This window comes from Devosia lucknowensis, from assembly GCF_900177655.1.
Lineage (GTDB): Bacteria > Pseudomonadota > Alphaproteobacteria > Rhizobiales > Devosiaceae > Devosia > Devosia lucknowensis.
This window is the reverse complement of sequence record NZ_FXWK01000002.1, coordinates 1161490-1177509: the sequence shown is the minus strand read 5'-3', so window position 1 is coordinate 1177509 and position 16020 is coordinate 1161490. Positions and strand designations below refer to the sequence as shown.

Here is a 16020-nt window from a genome sequence, read left to right as displayed (position 1 = left end):
GGATTTGCATCTAGACCAGTTCGCAAGAACCTCGCCGTCCACGTTTCTCTTTCTTCTTTTCTTCACAATGTCAAAGAGCTGACCCATCGCCGTCACCGGCAGAAACGTCACTTGGAAGCAAAACTTCCGTATTCCTTCAAGGAACAAGATACCCCATCCGGTTGCCCGGCAGCATATCTGCCCTTTCAGAGATCCGCTGAACAGTGGGAGCGAAACCGCTCGGCGTCGTCAGCGTGGCGGGTTTTAATCGAGACGTTTTCGTCTGTCAACACCCTATTTTCGTTTTTCGTTTTGATCCGAAACTCGAAAACCCGAAACCAAATTTTCATTTCGTTTCAATGGTTTGCTTCCAAGTTCGCCGCCGTTTGGCGCCGCGCTCTTTAGCGATGGGCGGGTTATAGGGGCAGGCTTTTCGCTTGGGAAGCCCCCTCATGAAAAAATGCCATTTTTCTTGTTCGGGCTCAGTCCGCAATGTGGATAACTCGACCAAGGCGCCGGAGATTAAAGGGCTTTGCCGCGCCTGGGGATAGATTTTGGTGGCGACCGCCTTTTCGGTGCACCCCGCAGCGGCATGCAGGGAAAAGGCCGCGACTCCCAGTTTTGCCGCATTTGTGGTCGATAGGCGCAAGTATTGCGAACATGCGCGCGCCTACGTAGGTTACGCGCGGCGCGTGAGCACCAGAGCTGGCCAAGACCGGCTGCAGAACCGACCCTGACCATGGTTTGAAGGATGAAGCGTTGAACGCAACGCAAAGACGACGCCATGTAGCACTGCTGCATTCCACCGGTTTCGAGGACAGCCCGGCTCTGACCGTACAGTCCACCGACGGTGAAATCCCGCAAGGGCGCGAACTCAGCTTCGCCTGGCTCAGCGGCACCGTTATGACAGGCCTGACCAGCGTCCTGCTGATGGGCGCTGCGCTCTATGTATCCTTCCAGGGCCAGGACACGTTCTCTACTGCCTATGCGGCGCTCAATCTGGCCGCCCCCAAAGTCAACCAGCAGATGGCGACGGATCTGACGTCCAAGACGTCCCGGCTGCGCCCGGTCGCCGCCACACGGTCCGACAAGGAAATCATTGAAGCCTCGACCCGCCAGACCGTCGATGGTCGCGAGATCATCCGCAACCAGCCTTTCGTTCGCATTCGCGCCACCCTCGCGACCACGGGCACATCACTCTCCGCGGATGTCCCAGCCTATGATCCGGTGGCCATTCTGAACAAGACGCAGCCTATTACCAGTGCAGCGCTCGATATCGCCACCGACGTCTATGGCACCGATGTCGACGGCGAGGTGGCCGTCAGCCAGTCCGGCATGCCAGCCAATTTCGTGCCGACCCGCGCCGTGACCGATCAGAGTGCCGCCGAATTCGTGCGCACCATGGCGATCGCGGACGTTTCGGTCGATGGCGGCATCCCGGCGCTTGCGTATGCGTCGCTGGCGCCAAGCGTTCAGGATCTTTCCGCTTCTGCCTCCGCTGTCAGCGGCGTGGCCGAGAACGTCACCGTCGTTCCCAAATCGACCCAGGCATCCGGTGAAGGCATGGGCCGCACCGAACGCTTTCTGACCGTTCGGGAGGAAGGACCGTTGCGCGACAGCCTGCTGCGCAATGGCTTTACCGCCGCGCAGGTCGGCATGGTGGAAAATACACTGGCCAATCTCATTCCGGCTGGCGGCCTCCCGACGGGCCTGCGCCTGCGCATCCTTTACGGGCCGCTGTCGCAGTCGGGGGACAGCCTGGTCCCCTATCGCATGTCGATCTACCGGCCCGACGGCGCGCCCGGTGAGCGTCATATCGCGACCGTCGCCCTGAGCGACAACGGCCAGTATGTCGTCGGCCTGCAGCCGGACTGGGTCGAATTTCCGACCGAGGACGTCGAGCAGATCAATGTGGGCAACCTGCCCACCGTCTACCGGTCCATCTGGGAAACGGGCCGCAAGCACGACCTCAGCGACGAGACCATCGAGCGCATTATCGGCATGTTTGCCTATGATATCGACATGACCAAGCGCATCACCGCGGGCGACACGATCGAGATCCTGGAAGCCGGTGAAACGGGCACGGGCGGCGAGGACGAGCTGCTCTATGTGAGCCTCAACCTCTCGGGCAGCAAGCGCGAGCTTTACCGGTTCTCCACCGACGATGGCACCGTCGATTTCTACGATCCGGATGGCGAGACCGGCAAGCGCTTCCTCAACCGTCGCCCTCTGGAAGGCGGCGGTACGCTCCGTTCGCGCTTCGGCTATCGCATCCACCCTATCTTCAAGACCCGCAAGCTCCATACCGGCGTCGATCTCGCGGCCCGCACCGGCACCCCGATCTACGCAGCCGGCGATGGTGTCATCAGCTACTACAAATGGCAGTCGGGCTACGGCAACAAGATCGAAATTCAGCACGTGAACGGCTACGAGACGGCATATGGGCACCTGTCGCGCTTTGTCGACGGCCTCGGCGCCGGCAGTCGCGTCCGCCAGGGCCAGGTGATCGGCTATGTCGGCTCGACCGGCCAGTCGACTGGCCCGCACCTGCATTTCGAGATCCTGATCAACGGCAACCTGGTCGACCCGCTCAGCGTCAAACTGCCTAAGGACAATGTTCTGGCCGCCCAGTATCGGGACGAGTTCGACCAGACGATCGCCCAGATCAACGACCTCATGGCGCGTGAACCCGCCCCGGTCACGGTTGCTCAGGCGCAATAACTAGTCGCGGGCAACATAGACGGCGAGCTCGTTGCCGCCCGGCTCGCGGAAGTGAAAGCGCCTCCCGCCCGGAAAATCGAATTGCGCTCGCGTGATGATGCCACCGGCCGCCAGCACCCTCTGCTCGGCCGCATCGAGATCGCTGGTGCGCACGATGGCCATGGTCGTCGCGACGCGATCGGCACTGGCATCGACACCGCCATCGATCCCCGCTCCCTCGATGCCATCGTAGATCGGACCATAGCTGGTGATACCCCAGCCAAAGGCGGCCTCGAAGAACGCACTGCTCGCGGCACGGTCCGTCGAGGGAAACTCGATGTAGTCAAGCTTGTCGGCCATCACGCCCTCCACCTAAGTTCTGTTTTTGTTCTATTACAGAATCGGCATGAACACAAGAAGAAGGCCGGTCATTAGACCGGCCTTCATGTTTGAACAGAGCCTTAGGCCGCGGCAATGGCCGAAGCGGAGGCGCCCGGCAGCAGCACGATGCCGCTGTCGTCGGCATCGACGACCACGCGATTCCCGTCCGATACCGCGCCGGAGAGAATTTCCTCGGCCAGCTCGTCCTGCACCGCGCGCTGGATGACGCGCTTGAGGGGGCGCGCGCCATAGGCGGGATCGTACCCTTCATTGGCCAGCCATTCGCGGGCCTTGGGCGTCAGCGCCAGGGAAATGTCGCGGTCCTTCAGCAGCTTTTCGAGCCGGCTGAACTGGATGTCGACGATATTGCCCATATGCTCGCGGCCGAGGCGATGGAACAGCAGAATTTCGTCGATGCGATTGAGGAATTCCGGGCGGAACGCCGCCTTCACCGCGTCGAGCACCTTGCCACGCACCAGCTCCACCGACTCCCCGTCCTTGAGATCGACCAGGTATTCGGCCCCGAGGTTGGACGTGAGGATGATGACTGTGTTGCGGAAATCGACCGTCCGTCCCTGCCCGTCCGTCAGCCGCCCGTCGTCGAGCACCTGCAGGAGGACGTTGAAGACATCGGGATGCGCCTTTTCGATCTCGTCGAAGAGCACGACCTGATAGGGCCGCCGCCGCACGGCTTCGGTCAGCACCCCGCCTTCGTCGTAACCGACATAGCCCGGAGGGGCGCCGATCAGGCGAGCGACGGAGTGCTTTTCCATGAATTCCGACATATCGAGGCGCACCATCGCGGTCTCGTCGTCGAAGAGGAACTGCGCAAGGGCCTTGGTCAGCTCGGTCTTGCCCACGCCCGTGGGTCCGAGAAACATGAACGAACCGATGGGGCGATTGGGATCCTGCAGGCCCGCGCGGGAGCGCCGCACGGCCTTGGCCACCGCCGCCACCGCTTCGGCCTGACCGATGACGCGGCCGCCAAGGGTCGCCTCCATATGCAGAAGCTTTTCCTTCTCGCCTTCCATCATGCGATCGACCGGAATGCCGGTCCAGCGCGACACGACCTGCGCGATATCGGTGGGCTCGACCGTTTCCTTGGCCATTAACGGGTCCGGCTTGCCGTCGCCATTGGGATCGTCAGCGGTCTTGAGCCGCTTCTCGAGATCGGGAATGACGCCATAGGCGAGCTCGCCGGCCTTTGCCAGATCACCCTGGCGCTGCGCGATCTCGAGCTGCGAGCGCGCAGCATCCAGTTCTTCCTTGAGCTTTGTTGACCCCTGCAGGCGCTCCTTTTCCGCCAGCCATTTGGCCGACAGAGTCTGAGCCTGCTCTTCGAGGCCTGCGAGGTCCTGCTCGAGCCGGTCGAGCCGCGTCCGCGAGCCGTCGTCGGTTTCCTTCTTCAGCGCCTCGCGCTCGATCTTGAGCTGCATGATGCGCCGATCGAGTTCGTCGAGGGCCTCGGGCTTGGAATCCACGGCCATGCGCAACCGCGCCGCCGCTTCGTCCATCAGGTCGATGGCCTTGTCGGGCAGGAAGCGATCAGTGATGTAGCGGTTCGATAGCGTCGCCGCACTCACCAGCGCGGAGTCGGCGATGCGGATGCCGTGGTGAAGCTCGTACTTTTCCTTGAGCCCGCGCAGGATCGAGATCGTGTCTTCGACAGTCGGCTCGGACACGAACACCGGCTGGAAGCGCCGGGCCAGGGCCGGATCTTTCTCGACATGCTTGCGATACTCGTCGAGCGTCGTCGCGCCCACGCAGTGCAGCTCACCGCGCGCCAGGGCAGGCTTGAGGAGATTGGACGCATCCATCGCGCCCTCGCTCTTGCCGGCACCGACCAGGGTATGCATCTCGTCGATAAAGAGCACGATCTGCCCTTCTGCCGACTGCACTTCACTCAATACGGATTTCAGGCGCTCCTCGAACTCGCCGCGATATTTCGCGCCGGCAATCAGGGCGCCCATGTCGAGTGCGAGCAGGCTCTTGTTCTTGAGCGATTCGGGAACGTCGCCATTGACCATGCGGATCGCAAGGCCCTCGGCGATCGCCGTCTTGCCCACGCCCGGTTCGCCGATCAGCACGGGATTGTTCTTGGTGCGGCGCGACAGCACCTGGATGGTGCGGCGGATTTCCTCGTCGCGTCCGATCACCGGATCGAGCTTTCCCTCCCGGACATCCTGGGTCAGGTCGCGCGCATATTTCTTGAGCGCATCATAGCTGTTTTCAGCTGAGGCGGAATCTGCGGTGCGGCCCTTGCGGATGGCTTCGATGGCACTATTGAGGCCCTGGGCCGTGACGCCGGCCGAAGCCAAAATCTTGCCGGCATCCGTATCCTTTTCAATGACGAGGGCCAGCAGCAGCCGCTCGACCGTGACAAAGCTGTCGCCGGCCTTCTGGGCGGCCTGCTCGGCTGTGTCGAAGACTCGCGCCAATTCGCGGCTGAGATAAAGCTGGCCGGCATCGCCGGAAACCTTGGGAATCTTGTTGAGCGCAGCCTCGACGCCGGCGCGAACCGCCTTGGGGTCGCCCCCGGCGCGTTCGATAAGGCCGCTGGCCATGCCCTGGTCGTCGTCAAGCAGCACCTTGAGCAGATGCACCGGGCTGAACTGCTGGTGCCCCTTGCCCAGCGCGGCGGTCTGCGCGCTCTGGATGAAGCCGCGCGAGCGTTCGCTGTACTTCTCGATATTCATGCAACTCTCCTTGTCTCGCCCGTCCCCTGGCCCGAAGCGCCAGAGAGCGGCGGAAGCGTCGTTTGAGGAATGCCCGGATCGGCACATTCCTTCGCCCGATTATGTAAGTGCTGGCGGGCCGAACAAAAGGGGAGAGGCACAAAAAGTCGGTCCCAGGGCACGCGCTCGGAAAACGAAAAAGCCGGGCACTTGGCCCGGCTTCTGTTTACTCGGCAGCGTTTCCAGTGAGGAAAGCCGGCAGGCCCGGAACATCGGGTTGCTCGGCGCTCGCCGGATCGGCAGCACCTTCACCCCCAGCCGGCCGGCGGCGTCGCGGACGCCGTTCGCGCGGCTTGCGCGGTGCCTGCTCGGCATCGCCGTCCACCGGGGCAGCGGCGACCGGCTCATCGGCCGGTTGGGGCTGCTGCTGCACTTCGGGCTTGGCCGATTCGATCTCGTTCTCATTACCCTGCTGAACCTGGTGTTGCGGCTGGGGCGAGGAGAAGCGCGAATTGACGTCGTTGGCGTCGTCGTCGAAATCGACTTCGTCCGGGTTCTGTCCGTCCCGCTGGCCATTCAGGGCCTGCTGGGCGGAAGAAACGATGCGGAAATAATGCTCGGCATGCTGGAGGTAATTCTCGGCCATGACCGAGTCGCCCGAAGATTGGGCATCGCGCGCCAGCTGCAGGTATTTTTCGGCGACATGGGCGGCGTTGCCGCGCACCTTCACATCGGGGCCGTTGCTTTCGTAATTGCGCGACAGCGGATTGACATGCTTGCGTCCGCCGTTCCGGCCACGCTGCCGGTTCTTGTTCTGGTTAGGTCTCATCGGGTCGCTTTGTCTAACTCTAGAAGTTAAGCGTCACATCATGGGGTCGATCGGTGCAATTTGGCCCGATCCGTCCCGCGACCCCGGCGGTGATAACTGCGCACCGTGCGGGGATTGGTCTGGCTTCATGAAGACCGAATGCGGTCGGCGGCAACCTACGGAAGTTCCGTCCCGTCCCTCGCGTCGTTCCGGATCGCCGGAACCGCGCTGCTCTTCGCAGCTGCATACATCTGGATCGGGTGTGATCGCCGCGGCGCCCATGATGCGCCATTGACAGCATCGCTAAATTAGCCGCTTCGCCCGGGCTTGGCCAGCACAAATTGTAATGTGGCCGTTCGGACGATTTACTTGTCCTTCAAGTGGTGCGCCGAAATCACACGATCAAGGCCATTGAGGTCTTTGTGAACGGCAATCCCGGCAAATGCGTGATGCTCGAACAAAGCCGCGACATCCCCCGCCTGGTCGTAGCCGATTTCGACCAGCACGACGCCAGAGGGCGAGAGATGGGCCTTCGCCTCGGCGGCGATGATGCGATAGGGCGCAAGCCCATCGGGACCACCATCGAGTGCCAGGCGGGGGTCGAAGTCCTTGACCTCGGGTGAGAGGGTGTCGACGGTGGATGAAGCGATATAGGGGGGATTGGAGAGGATGAGGTCAAATGCATCCTCCGACACCCCCACCCGGCCTCCCGCTGAAGCAGGGGAAGGAGAAAAAAGCATCGGCTGTTGGGCCCCTTCCCCGGCCAACGCCTCGAACCAGTTTCCTTGCGCAAAATCCAGCCGATCCGCCACGCCGTTCCGCTCGGCATTCGCCCGTGCCATCGCCAGCGCGTCGGGATTGAGATCGGTTGCGAGGCCGCGCGCATCCTTGCGGTTCGCCAGCACCGCAATGGGAATGCAGCCGCTGCCGGTGCCCAGATCGAGCAGATGCCCGCCTTGCGGCAACTGCTTCAGCGCCAGATCGACGAGCAGTTCGGTATCGGGGCGTGGCTCGAGCGTTGCTGGACTGAGCGCAAACGGCAATCCGTAGAATTCGCGCATGCCGATGATGCGGCCGACCGACTCGCCACTCATGCGGCGCTGCATCAAGGCGGCAACCAGGGCCGCGTCGGCATCCGACACGGCATCTCCCTCGCGCGTGGCGAGGCCCAGCGCATCCAGACCCAGAGCATGACCGGCCAGCAGCTTGGCATCGAGCGCTGCGGTTTGAAAACCGAGACGGGAAAGGACGTCACGCCAGCCGCGCCAGAGCGCGCCTATGCTCGGATCCATGCTCAGTTGACCTGCTCCATGGCCGCGAGCTGCGCCGCCTGGTTCTCCGTGATCAGCGCTTCGATCAGCTCGTCCAGCGCTTCACCGGCCACCACCTTGTCGAGCTTGTAAAGCGTGAGGTTGATCCGGTGATCGGTGACGCGACCCTGGGGGAAATTATAGGTGCGGATGCGCTCGGACCGGTCGCCCGACCCCACCTGCCCCTTGCGCTCTGCCGAACGCGCGCTGTCGCGTTCCTCGCGCTGCATTTCGTAGAGCCGCGAGCGCAGCACGATCATGGCCTGCGCGCGGTTCTGATGCTGCGACTTCATCGCCGACGTCACGACGATGCCGGTCGGGATATGGGTGATACGCACCGCCGAGTCCGTCGTATTGACGTGCTGCCCGCCCGCGCCCGAGGCGCGCATCGTGTCGATGCGGATATCCTCGTTGCGGATTTCGATGTCGATGTCCTCGACTTCGGGCAGCACCGCCACGGTGGCCGCAGACGTGTGAATGCGGCCCGATCCTTCGGTGGCTGGAACGCGCTGGACGCGATGAACGCCACTCTCGTACTTCATGCGGGCGTAAACGCCCCTGCCCGAGACATTGGCGATGATTTCCTTGAAGCCGCCCATTTCGCCGGGGCTCTCTTCCATGACCGTGACCTTCCAGCCCCGGGTCGCCGCATAGCGCTCGTACATGCGAAAGAGATCGCCGGCGAACAGCGCGGCCTCATCGCCGCCGGTGCCGCCGCGGATTTCGAGGATGATGGACTTTTCGTCGGCTTCGTCCTTGGGCAGGAGCAGAATGCGGATGGACTGTTCGAGCCCTTCCAGAGCCTCGTCGAGGGCCTCGATTTCGGCCTCGGCCATCTCGGCCATTTCCTTGTCGCCGCCCTTGAGCAGCGTCTCTGCTTCAGCCCGGTCGCGCTGGGCCTTCTTGTAGGCTGTGATCTGGCCCACGATCTCGCTGAGGTCGGAATGTTCCTTGGAAAGCTTGGCCAACTCGTCCGGACTGGCGCCGCCAGACAGTGCCGCTTCGATGTACTGGAAGCGGGTTTCGAGCGCATCGAGCTTGTCCTGGGGCAGGCTGGGCATCGTTTATTCCTGCGGGCCAACGCCCTCGTCACACCTACCAAGTCATTACGGCGCTGGCCGAAATCCAGGCGCGACACGCCAGACTTGCAGGTAATTCAAAACATGGACCCCGAGCGTCGCCGGGGTGACACCGAGCGTTTAATGAGGCTGACCGCCAACATCAAGCGGCCATTGCCCGGCCTAGCCCATCGGCAGGTTCTGCTTTCCCACCCATTGGGTGAGCAATTTGCGGATCGTGAGCCCGTCGGCGCCGACGCTAAGCGCCGCGGCGACAGCGTCCTGAATGGGCTTGAGATCAAGATTAAGGATCATTTCCTTGATCGGCCCGATCGAGGCCGGCCCCATGGACAGCCGCGTCATGCCGATGGCCATGAGCGCCAGCGCTTCCATGGGCTTGCCGGCAAGCTCGCCACACATGGTGACGGGCACATTGTGGCGCGCCGCCGCATCGACGACGAGCCGGATGGCTCGCAGACGCGGCAGGGCGATGGGATCATAGGCTTTGGAAACGCGCGGGTTGGCGCGGTCGGCCGCAGTCAGGAACTGGACGAGATCGTTCGAGCCGATGGAAACGAAATCGGCTTCGGGCAGGATCTGGTCGAGCTCGAACAGCAGCGATGGTACCTCGACCATGGCGCCCACTTCGAGCCGCGACGGCACTGGCAGGCCCGCCCGCTTCATCCGCTCGACTTCCTTGTCTATCACCTGCCGGGTGAGCACGAACTCGAAGGTCTCGGTGACCATGGGGACCAGCACCTTGAGCGCCCGGCCATTGGCGGCCTGCAACAGCGCTCGCACCTGCGTGCGCAGGAGGCCGGGCCGGTCGAGGCCGAGCCGGATCGAGCGGTAACCCATGGCCGGGTTCTCCTCGGCCGTCGCGCGAAGATAGGGCAAGACCTTGTCGCCGCCGATATCGAGCAGACGGAACACGATCGGCCGGTCGCCGGCGATGGCCATCGCTTCGGCGTAGAGGTCGGCCTGTTCCCTGAGGCGCGGCAGCCGACTGGCGATCATGAACTGCAGCTCGGTGCGGAACAGCCCCACCCCGGCCGCCCCGGTATCGTCGAGCATCGGCAGGTCTGCGACCAGCCCCGAATTGTGCAGCAGCGTGATCTCCACGCCGTCACGGGTGACGCTCGGTTTTTTCTTGAGCGCCGCATAGTGTGCCCGGCGCTTGGCCGAAATGCGCACCTTGTCGACATAGGTCTGTTCGACCTCGGGCGTAGGCCGCAGATGCACCTGCCCGGCCGAACCATCGATGATGATGTCGTCGCCGGTCTCGCACATGGAGACGATGGACTGCGCCTGCCCCACGGCAACGACGCCCAGCGAGCGCGCCACGATGGCCACATGCGCGGTCGCGCCGCCTTCTTCCAGCACCACGCCCCGCAGCTTGGTGCGATCGTATTCGAGCAGTTCCGCCGGCCCCATGTTGCGGGCGACGAGAATGGCGTTATCGGGCAGTTCGCGCTGCGCCGGCTGGCTGGTATTGGTCAGCACCCGCAGCAGCCGATTGGCCAGATCGTCGAGATCGTGCAGCCGGTCGCGGATGTAGGGATCGGTCTGGCGCAGCATGCGCGCGCGCGTATCATTCTGCACGCGCTCGACTGCCGCTTCCGCCGACAATCCGTTGTCGATCGCCTCCATGAGCCGGTTCACCCAGCCACGGTCATTGGCGAACATGCGGTAAGTTTCGAGAATCTCGCGGTGGTCCGAGCCGCCGGCCATGTCGCCATGGTCGAGCATGGCATCGATCGACACGCGCATGGTCTCGAGTGCCGCGTCGAGCCGCTGCTTTTCGGCATCGGTGTCATCGGCGATGAAATTGGTCACGACGACGCGCGGGTCGTGGAGGACCACTTTTCCCAGGGCGATTCCGTCGGTGAAGCTGACGCCGTTGAACATGCGAGGCCGCCTGAGGTCGATATCGGACCCCGGCTTGATGAGGTTGTCGAAGTCGCTGGTAGCGATCATCTCGGCCAGGATTGTGGCCGTGGTCAGCATCGCTTCGGTCTCGTCCTCGCCGTAGTGGCGGCGCTCGGCATTCTGCACGACGAGCACGCCCAGCGTCTGGCCGGCCCGCAGCACCGGCACCCCGAGAAAGGAATTATACCGGTCTTCGCCAGTTTCCGGGCGATAGGCAAAGCCGGGATGGGTGGGCGCATCGTCGAGGCTAAGCGGCTCGGCTTCGGCTGCGATCAGGCCGACCAGGCCCTCGCCGAGGCGAAGCGTCGTGAGGTGGACCGATTCGGCCTTGAGGCCGTGGGTGGCGAACAGCTCGAGCGCGCCGTCGTCGCGCAGCACGTAGAACGAGCAGACGTCGGCCCGCATATTGTCGGCGATCAGGTCGACGATCTTGTCGAGACGTGCCTGCGAAGCCAGCGGCTCCGCCATCGTCTCGCGCAATTGCCTCAGCAGCACCCGTGGGCCGCCAATGGTCGTGACCATGCCTCGTCAATGGCGGCCCGCACAGCCGCCCCCCTTGTTTCAGGACGCGGCCCTATTCCCCTCGAAAAGGATCAGGCGTCCTGTCTGTCCAGACCGTAATAGGTGTGCAAAGCGCGAACCGCAAGCTCGGCATATTCTTCATCGATCAGAACCGAGGTCTTGATTTCCGACGTCGTGATCAGCTGGATATTGATGCCCTTGTCGGCAAGGGCCTTGAACATCGAGGAAGCCACACCGGCATGGCTGCGCATGCCCACGCCGACGACCGAGACCTTCGCCCCGCCCTTCGAGCCGGACAGGCGCGCATATTCAAAGCGCCCGCCATTGTCTTCCAGCGCCTTGACGGCCTTGTCGTATTCGCTGTCGGGCACGGTGAAGGTTATATCTGTGGTGGCGCCGTCATCGGCGATGTTCTGCACGATCATATCAACGATGATGCCCTTGTCGGCCAGCGTCCCGAAGATGGCAGCGGCGACACCGGGATTGTCCTTGACGTCGCGCAGGGTGATCTTGGCCTCGGCCTTGGCGAGCGTCACGCCCGAAACGATCTGCTTTTCCATGATCTCTTCCTCATCGCAGACGAGAGTGCCCGGAACGCCGGGCGTGCCGTCGGGCGCGATCTGCGGCGCGTCCGGGTCATCGAAACTGGAGCGTACGGTGAGACGCACCTTGTGCGCCATGGCCATTTCCACCGAGCGGATCATCAGCACCTTGGCGCCGAGCGAGGCCATTTCCAGCATTTCCTCGAAGGAAATCTTGGTGAGGCGCCGAGCCTTGGGCACGATGCGCGGGTCGGTCGTGTAAACGCCGTCCACATCCGTATAGATATCGCACCGATCCGCCTTGACGGCGGCGGCCACCGCTACGGCCGAGGTATCCGAGCCTCCGCGCCCGAGCGTCGTGATGCGCCCATGCGGAGAAACGCCCTGGAAGCCGGTGATCACGGGGACCCAGCCATCCGCCATGCGCTTGTCGAGCTCGGTCGGATCGATATCTGTGATCCGCGCCGCACCGTGCGCATCGTCGGTGTGGATCGGCACCTGCCAGCCGGCAAAGCTGCGCGACTGGATGCCCATTTCCGAAAGCACGATGGCCATGAGCCCGGCGGTGACCTGTTCGCCCGAAGCGACCACCGCGTCGTATTCGCGCGCGTCGTGGAATTTGCTGGCTTCGTTGACCCAGCCCACGAGTTCATTGGTTTTGCCCGACATGGCCGAAACCACGACGGCAACTTCGTTGCCGGCTTCGACCTCGCGCTTCACGTGGCGCGCCGCATTGCGGATGCGCTCGACACTGGCGACGGATGTTCCGCCAAACTTGACGACGATACGGGCCACTGCTTTTCCCCGCTGACCGGGCCGAACCCGGCGGTACGCTTGTTGTTGCGCGGGACATGCCACAAAGCGCGTGGGCGATCAATGGGCAAGACCGCAGCGGCGGAGCGCGCGCGCACTGCAAGCAATATTGACGAGCGTTCTATTTCAATAGACTTGTGAGCAGCTGTATCGGGGAAGCAGAGCCACATGCGCCGTGTCGTGACGTTGTCGATTATTCTGTCGTTGTTTTCTTCGCCCGGCTTTGCCCAAGACGCTCAGATGCAGGCCTTCACCGATTTTCGGACCGCCGTTGCCCTGGACGACAGATGCCATTTTCTAGCATTTTTCGAACGGCACCGCCTCGGCACCATCGAGGAAAAGCTGCTTGAACCACTGTCCTTCTACGAGGCCTACAAGTCCGGCAAGCTCACGGACGAACAGTATTATGCCCAGCTCGACGGCATCGATACTGAGGCGAGTGCCGTAGCTGGAGAGATCGACTGCGCGGATCCCGCGCGCACCGCCAGCATGATCGTGCCCCTGCGTGGCGAAATCGCGCTTCAGGTTTATGCCGACCTGATGATCGCCTACCAGCTTGGTGAGATCAGCGCTGAACAGCAGAATGCCGCCATGGCGTACGAAAACATGATCAGCCCGCTCTATGGCGAGGCGAACTGGCCCGGCTTCGTTCAATCTGCCAGCCAGTTGGCCCGCACGCTGATCGATGAGGCCAATGTAGGAGATACTGGCTACAGCATTTTTGGGGACGGCAGTCTCGGCGGCCTTGGAGGCACAGGCGGTCTTATCGGCGACGGCGACCCCTCTGGTATTTACGCTGATGGAGAAAGCGGCTTCTACCTGAAGTCGCTGATCGATAGCTCGCTTGGGGTCACCGATACGATCGTCTTTGAAATGATCGCACAGCAATTCGGCTATCGACGCATTGAATCGTCTACACCCGGCGAGAACTGGTTCCGAGACCAGCTCGCCACGCCAACCTTCGAACCGGTGTTTGATCTGCTCGACCTGCCCGGCCGCTACGAGGCGCTCGGCATGGGGACGCGGTTCTACGCCGTGCTTGGAGTCAGCATGGGCGACGAAGTGCGGCTGATGACATTCGGCGAGGGCGCCGACCGGATGCGCGATGGCACCGTCACTTTCTTGCTCCATCCGCCTAAGGAAGGCGTGGCGATACAGGGATACGACCTGGTCCGCTCGCAGGAATGGTGGGACGGCGCCACGCGCTACGAGGGCGAGCTGGTGATCGACACCTGCCTCGGCGGCCCTTGCTTTGCATTGCCGACCGCCTTTCTCGAAGCGCTTTCCCGAGCACCGTCGGGCACCGAATACCGCTTCTACTTCAGCGACCAGCCGGACGGCTTTGACACGATTCCCGAGGACCCGCGCATCCAGAGCGGCTGGAACTACAAGGCGGTCTATCGCAGGGACATGCTCGAGGCCGGCCTCTGATGCGACGCGGCAGCGCCTTGCCCGCGCCACCCTGGCTGGGTCATATGTCACCGCAAGGAGCCTCCCATGACCCAGACCACCGTCAACGACGCCGAAATCGCCAAGTTCACGGCCATGGCCGAAGAGTGGTGGGACCCCAAGGGCAAGTTCAAGCCGCTGCACAAATTCAACCCGGTGCGCCTGACCTATATCCGCGACAACCTGATCCGGCATTTCAGCCGCGATTCCCAATCGATCCGGCCGTTTGAAGGGCTCCGCATTCTCGATGTCGGTTGCGGCGGTGGATTGCTGTGCGAGCCGCTTACCCGGCTGGGCGCGACCGTCACCGGCGTCGACGCCGCCGAGCGCAACATCGCCATCGCGCGCATTCACGCCGAAAAATCCGGGCTGGCAGTCGACTACCGGGTGACCACCAGCGAGGCGCTGGTGGCGGCGGGCGAACGCTTCGACGTCGTGCTCAATATGGAGGTGGTGGAGCATGTCGATAATGTGCCGCTCTACATGAAAAGCTGTGCCGACCTGGTGTCGCCCGGCGGCCTCATGTTCACGGCCACGCTGAACCGCACGGCGCGGGCCTGGGCGCTGGCCATCATCGGTGCCGAATATGTCCTGCGCTGGCTGCCGCGTGGCACGCATGACTGGAAGAAATTCCTGACGCCGGAAGAAATCGGCGCCGAACTGCGCCGCAACGGCCTGCGGGTGATCGACCACACCGGGGTGACGTTCAACCCGATCGCCGACGAGTGGCGGATGTCGCCCGACATGGCCATCAACTACATGGTGCTTGCTGCGCGGCCTGCTCGGCAATGAACGAGCCGGCAGCCCGGGGGAGGCGGCCGGCCCGTACGGGTCCGATCGGAGGCAGGATCAGAACACGTAGACCACGAGTGTCGAACCCTGCTTTTCGACGCCAAGCACGTGACCGGGCTGGTACTGGGTCCGGCTCAGTGCCGCGTTGACCAGCGGATCCTGGGATACCGCGCCGAGCAGGTTGTGGTAGTCGCGATTGGATGCGAGCCAGCCGGCCACTTGGCGGCGAAGATCGGCGCAGACCTTTATCGGCACGAGCTGAATGCCGGTCGCCCGGTTCCAGCCGCGCGTCGTGCTCCTGCTGAAGAGCGAAACCAATTGGTTGGTGTTGTATCCCGAGCAGGCGGCCATCCCGGGTGCGCCCGAGGAGGCGTTGCGGTTAATGACGTTACCATTGTTGCCATTGGTTCCGTTCATGCCGTTCTGGCCCGTACCGTTTCCACCATTCCCGCCATTGCCGCCATTACCCCCGTTTCCACCATTTCCGCTGCGGGGCAGGCCGAGGTTGACGTCGATCAGGTTCGGCCCGCCGACATTGACATTGCCCCGGACGTCGCCAAGGTCGAGGTCGACATCGACCACGCCCTGCGGTCCGAGCACCTGCGCTCCGATGACCGGTTCATTGGCGCCGACATTGGCCGTTACCACGCCCTGGCTGCCGCCAAGACCGAGGTTGACGGCCCCTGATGTGCCGGCATTGCCGGACTCCACCGTGATCAAAGCACCGCTATCGCCGCCACCAACCAGACCGAGAACCGACCCGCCCGAGCCGCCGCCCAGTACGCCATCGAGAAGCCCCTGTCCTGAAGCCACGGCCGGAACCAGGACGACCGAAACCATCACCGCGGCAATCATACGCTTGTACAACATCATCATCTCCCTGAAGCGATGGCTACTGCCACCGTGAAATGATGATCGGGCGGATCGGAGAATCAGAAATCAGAACTAATACTTAGCCTCTGAAATCAGCGTATTCGCCCCGTAAACCGCCTTGGTTAAACACAATATACTTCGTTGTTTTCGCGTTGTTTATCTGGCCTAAAATCATCGGGCACGGGCAGT

Annotated in this window: 12 protein-coding genes; 4 read left to right on the top strand and 8 right to left on the bottom strand. The window is 62.9% G+C overall.

Translation table 11 applies throughout. The annotated features are described in order from the left end of the window. Together CCK88_RS18590 and CCK88_RS18145 are read left to right on the top strand one after the other, a co-directional pair. On the top strand, window positions 1–384 hold a 384-nt coding region (locus CCK88_RS18590; RefSeq protein WP_210189965.1), incomplete at its 5' end, for a hypothetical protein. A 354-nt stretch (window positions 385–738) separates the two neighbouring features. After that, on the top strand, window positions 739–2700 hold the full coding sequence (locus CCK88_RS18145; RefSeq protein WP_140049045.1) for a M23 family metallopeptidase: 1962 nt from the start codon (window positions 739–741) through the stop codon (window positions 2698–2700). Here the strand turns inward: CCK88_RS18145 and CCK88_RS18140 are convergent, their stop codons facing one another. The 7 genes from CCK88_RS18140 to CCK88_RS18110 form a co-directional block, all read right to left on the bottom strand. Then, window positions 2701–3039 (bottom strand): VOC family protein, encoded by a 339-nt coding sequence (locus CCK88_RS18140; RefSeq protein WP_086471940.1) that lies wholly within the window; start codon window positions 3037–3039, stop codon window positions 2701–2703. It abuts the gene before it with no gap. Between the two features lie 101 nt (window positions 3040–3140). Then, entirely contained in the window at window positions 3141–5756 is a 2616-nt protein-coding gene (gene clpB, locus CCK88_RS18135; protein ID WP_086471939.1) for an ATP-dependent chaperone ClpB, read from the bottom strand. Window positions 5757–5961: 205 nt separating this feature from the next. Further along, window positions 5962–6564, bottom strand: coding sequence for a DUF4167 domain-containing protein (locus tag CCK88_RS18130; protein WP_086471938.1), 603 nt, complete (start codon window positions 6562–6564; stop codon window positions 5962–5964). Window positions 6565–6908: 344 nt separating this feature from the next. Further along, window positions 6909–7835 (bottom strand): peptide chain release factor N(5)-glutamine methyltransferase, encoded by a 927-nt coding sequence (gene prmC / locus CCK88_RS18125; RefSeq protein ID WP_086471937.1) that lies wholly within the window; start codon window positions 7833–7835, stop codon window positions 6909–6911. A gap of 2 nt (window positions 7836–7837) precedes the next feature. Further along, entirely contained in the window at window positions 7838–8914 is a 1077-nt protein-coding gene (gene prfA / locus CCK88_RS18120; RefSeq protein WP_086471936.1) for a peptide chain release factor 1, read from the bottom strand. A 180-nt stretch (window positions 8915–9094) separates the two neighbouring features. Continuing rightward, on the bottom strand, window positions 9095–11362 hold the full coding sequence (gene ptsP / locus CCK88_RS18115) for a phosphoenolpyruvate--protein phosphotransferase (protein ID WP_086471935.1): 2268 nt from the start codon (window positions 11360–11362) through the stop codon (window positions 9095–9097). Window positions 11363–11433: 71 nt separating this feature from the next. Continuing rightward, entirely contained in the window at window positions 11434–12699 is a 1266-nt protein-coding gene (locus CCK88_RS18110) for an aspartate kinase (protein ID WP_086471934.1), read from the bottom strand. Window positions 12700–12885: 186 nt separating this feature from the next. Here CCK88_RS18110 and CCK88_RS18105 point away from each other — a divergent pair, with 186 nt between their 5' ends. Beyond that, the gene (locus CCK88_RS18105) at window positions 12886–14148 is read left to right on the top strand and encodes a hypothetical protein (protein ID WP_086471933.1); all 1263 of its coding nucleotides are present in this window, start codon (window positions 12886–12888) and stop codon (window positions 14146–14148) included. Window positions 14149–14214: 66 nt separating this feature from the next. Then, a complete protein-coding gene (ubiG, locus tag CCK88_RS18100; RefSeq protein ID WP_086471932.1) occupies window positions 14215–14958 on the top strand; it encodes a bifunctional 2-polyprenyl-6-hydroxyphenol methylase/3-demethylubiquinol 3-O-methyltransferase UbiG in 744 nt (247 codons plus the stop codon). Between the two features lie 57 nt (window positions 14959–15015). Here the strand turns inward: ubiG and CCK88_RS18585 are convergent, their stop codons facing one another. Continuing rightward, window positions 15016–15828 carry a hypothetical protein gene (locus CCK88_RS18585; protein ID WP_140049044.1) on the bottom strand — a complete coding sequence of 271 codons (813 nt, stop codon included), beginning with the start codon at window positions 15826–15828 and terminating at the stop codon, window positions 15016–15018. Window positions 15829–16020: the final 192 nt, after the last annotated feature.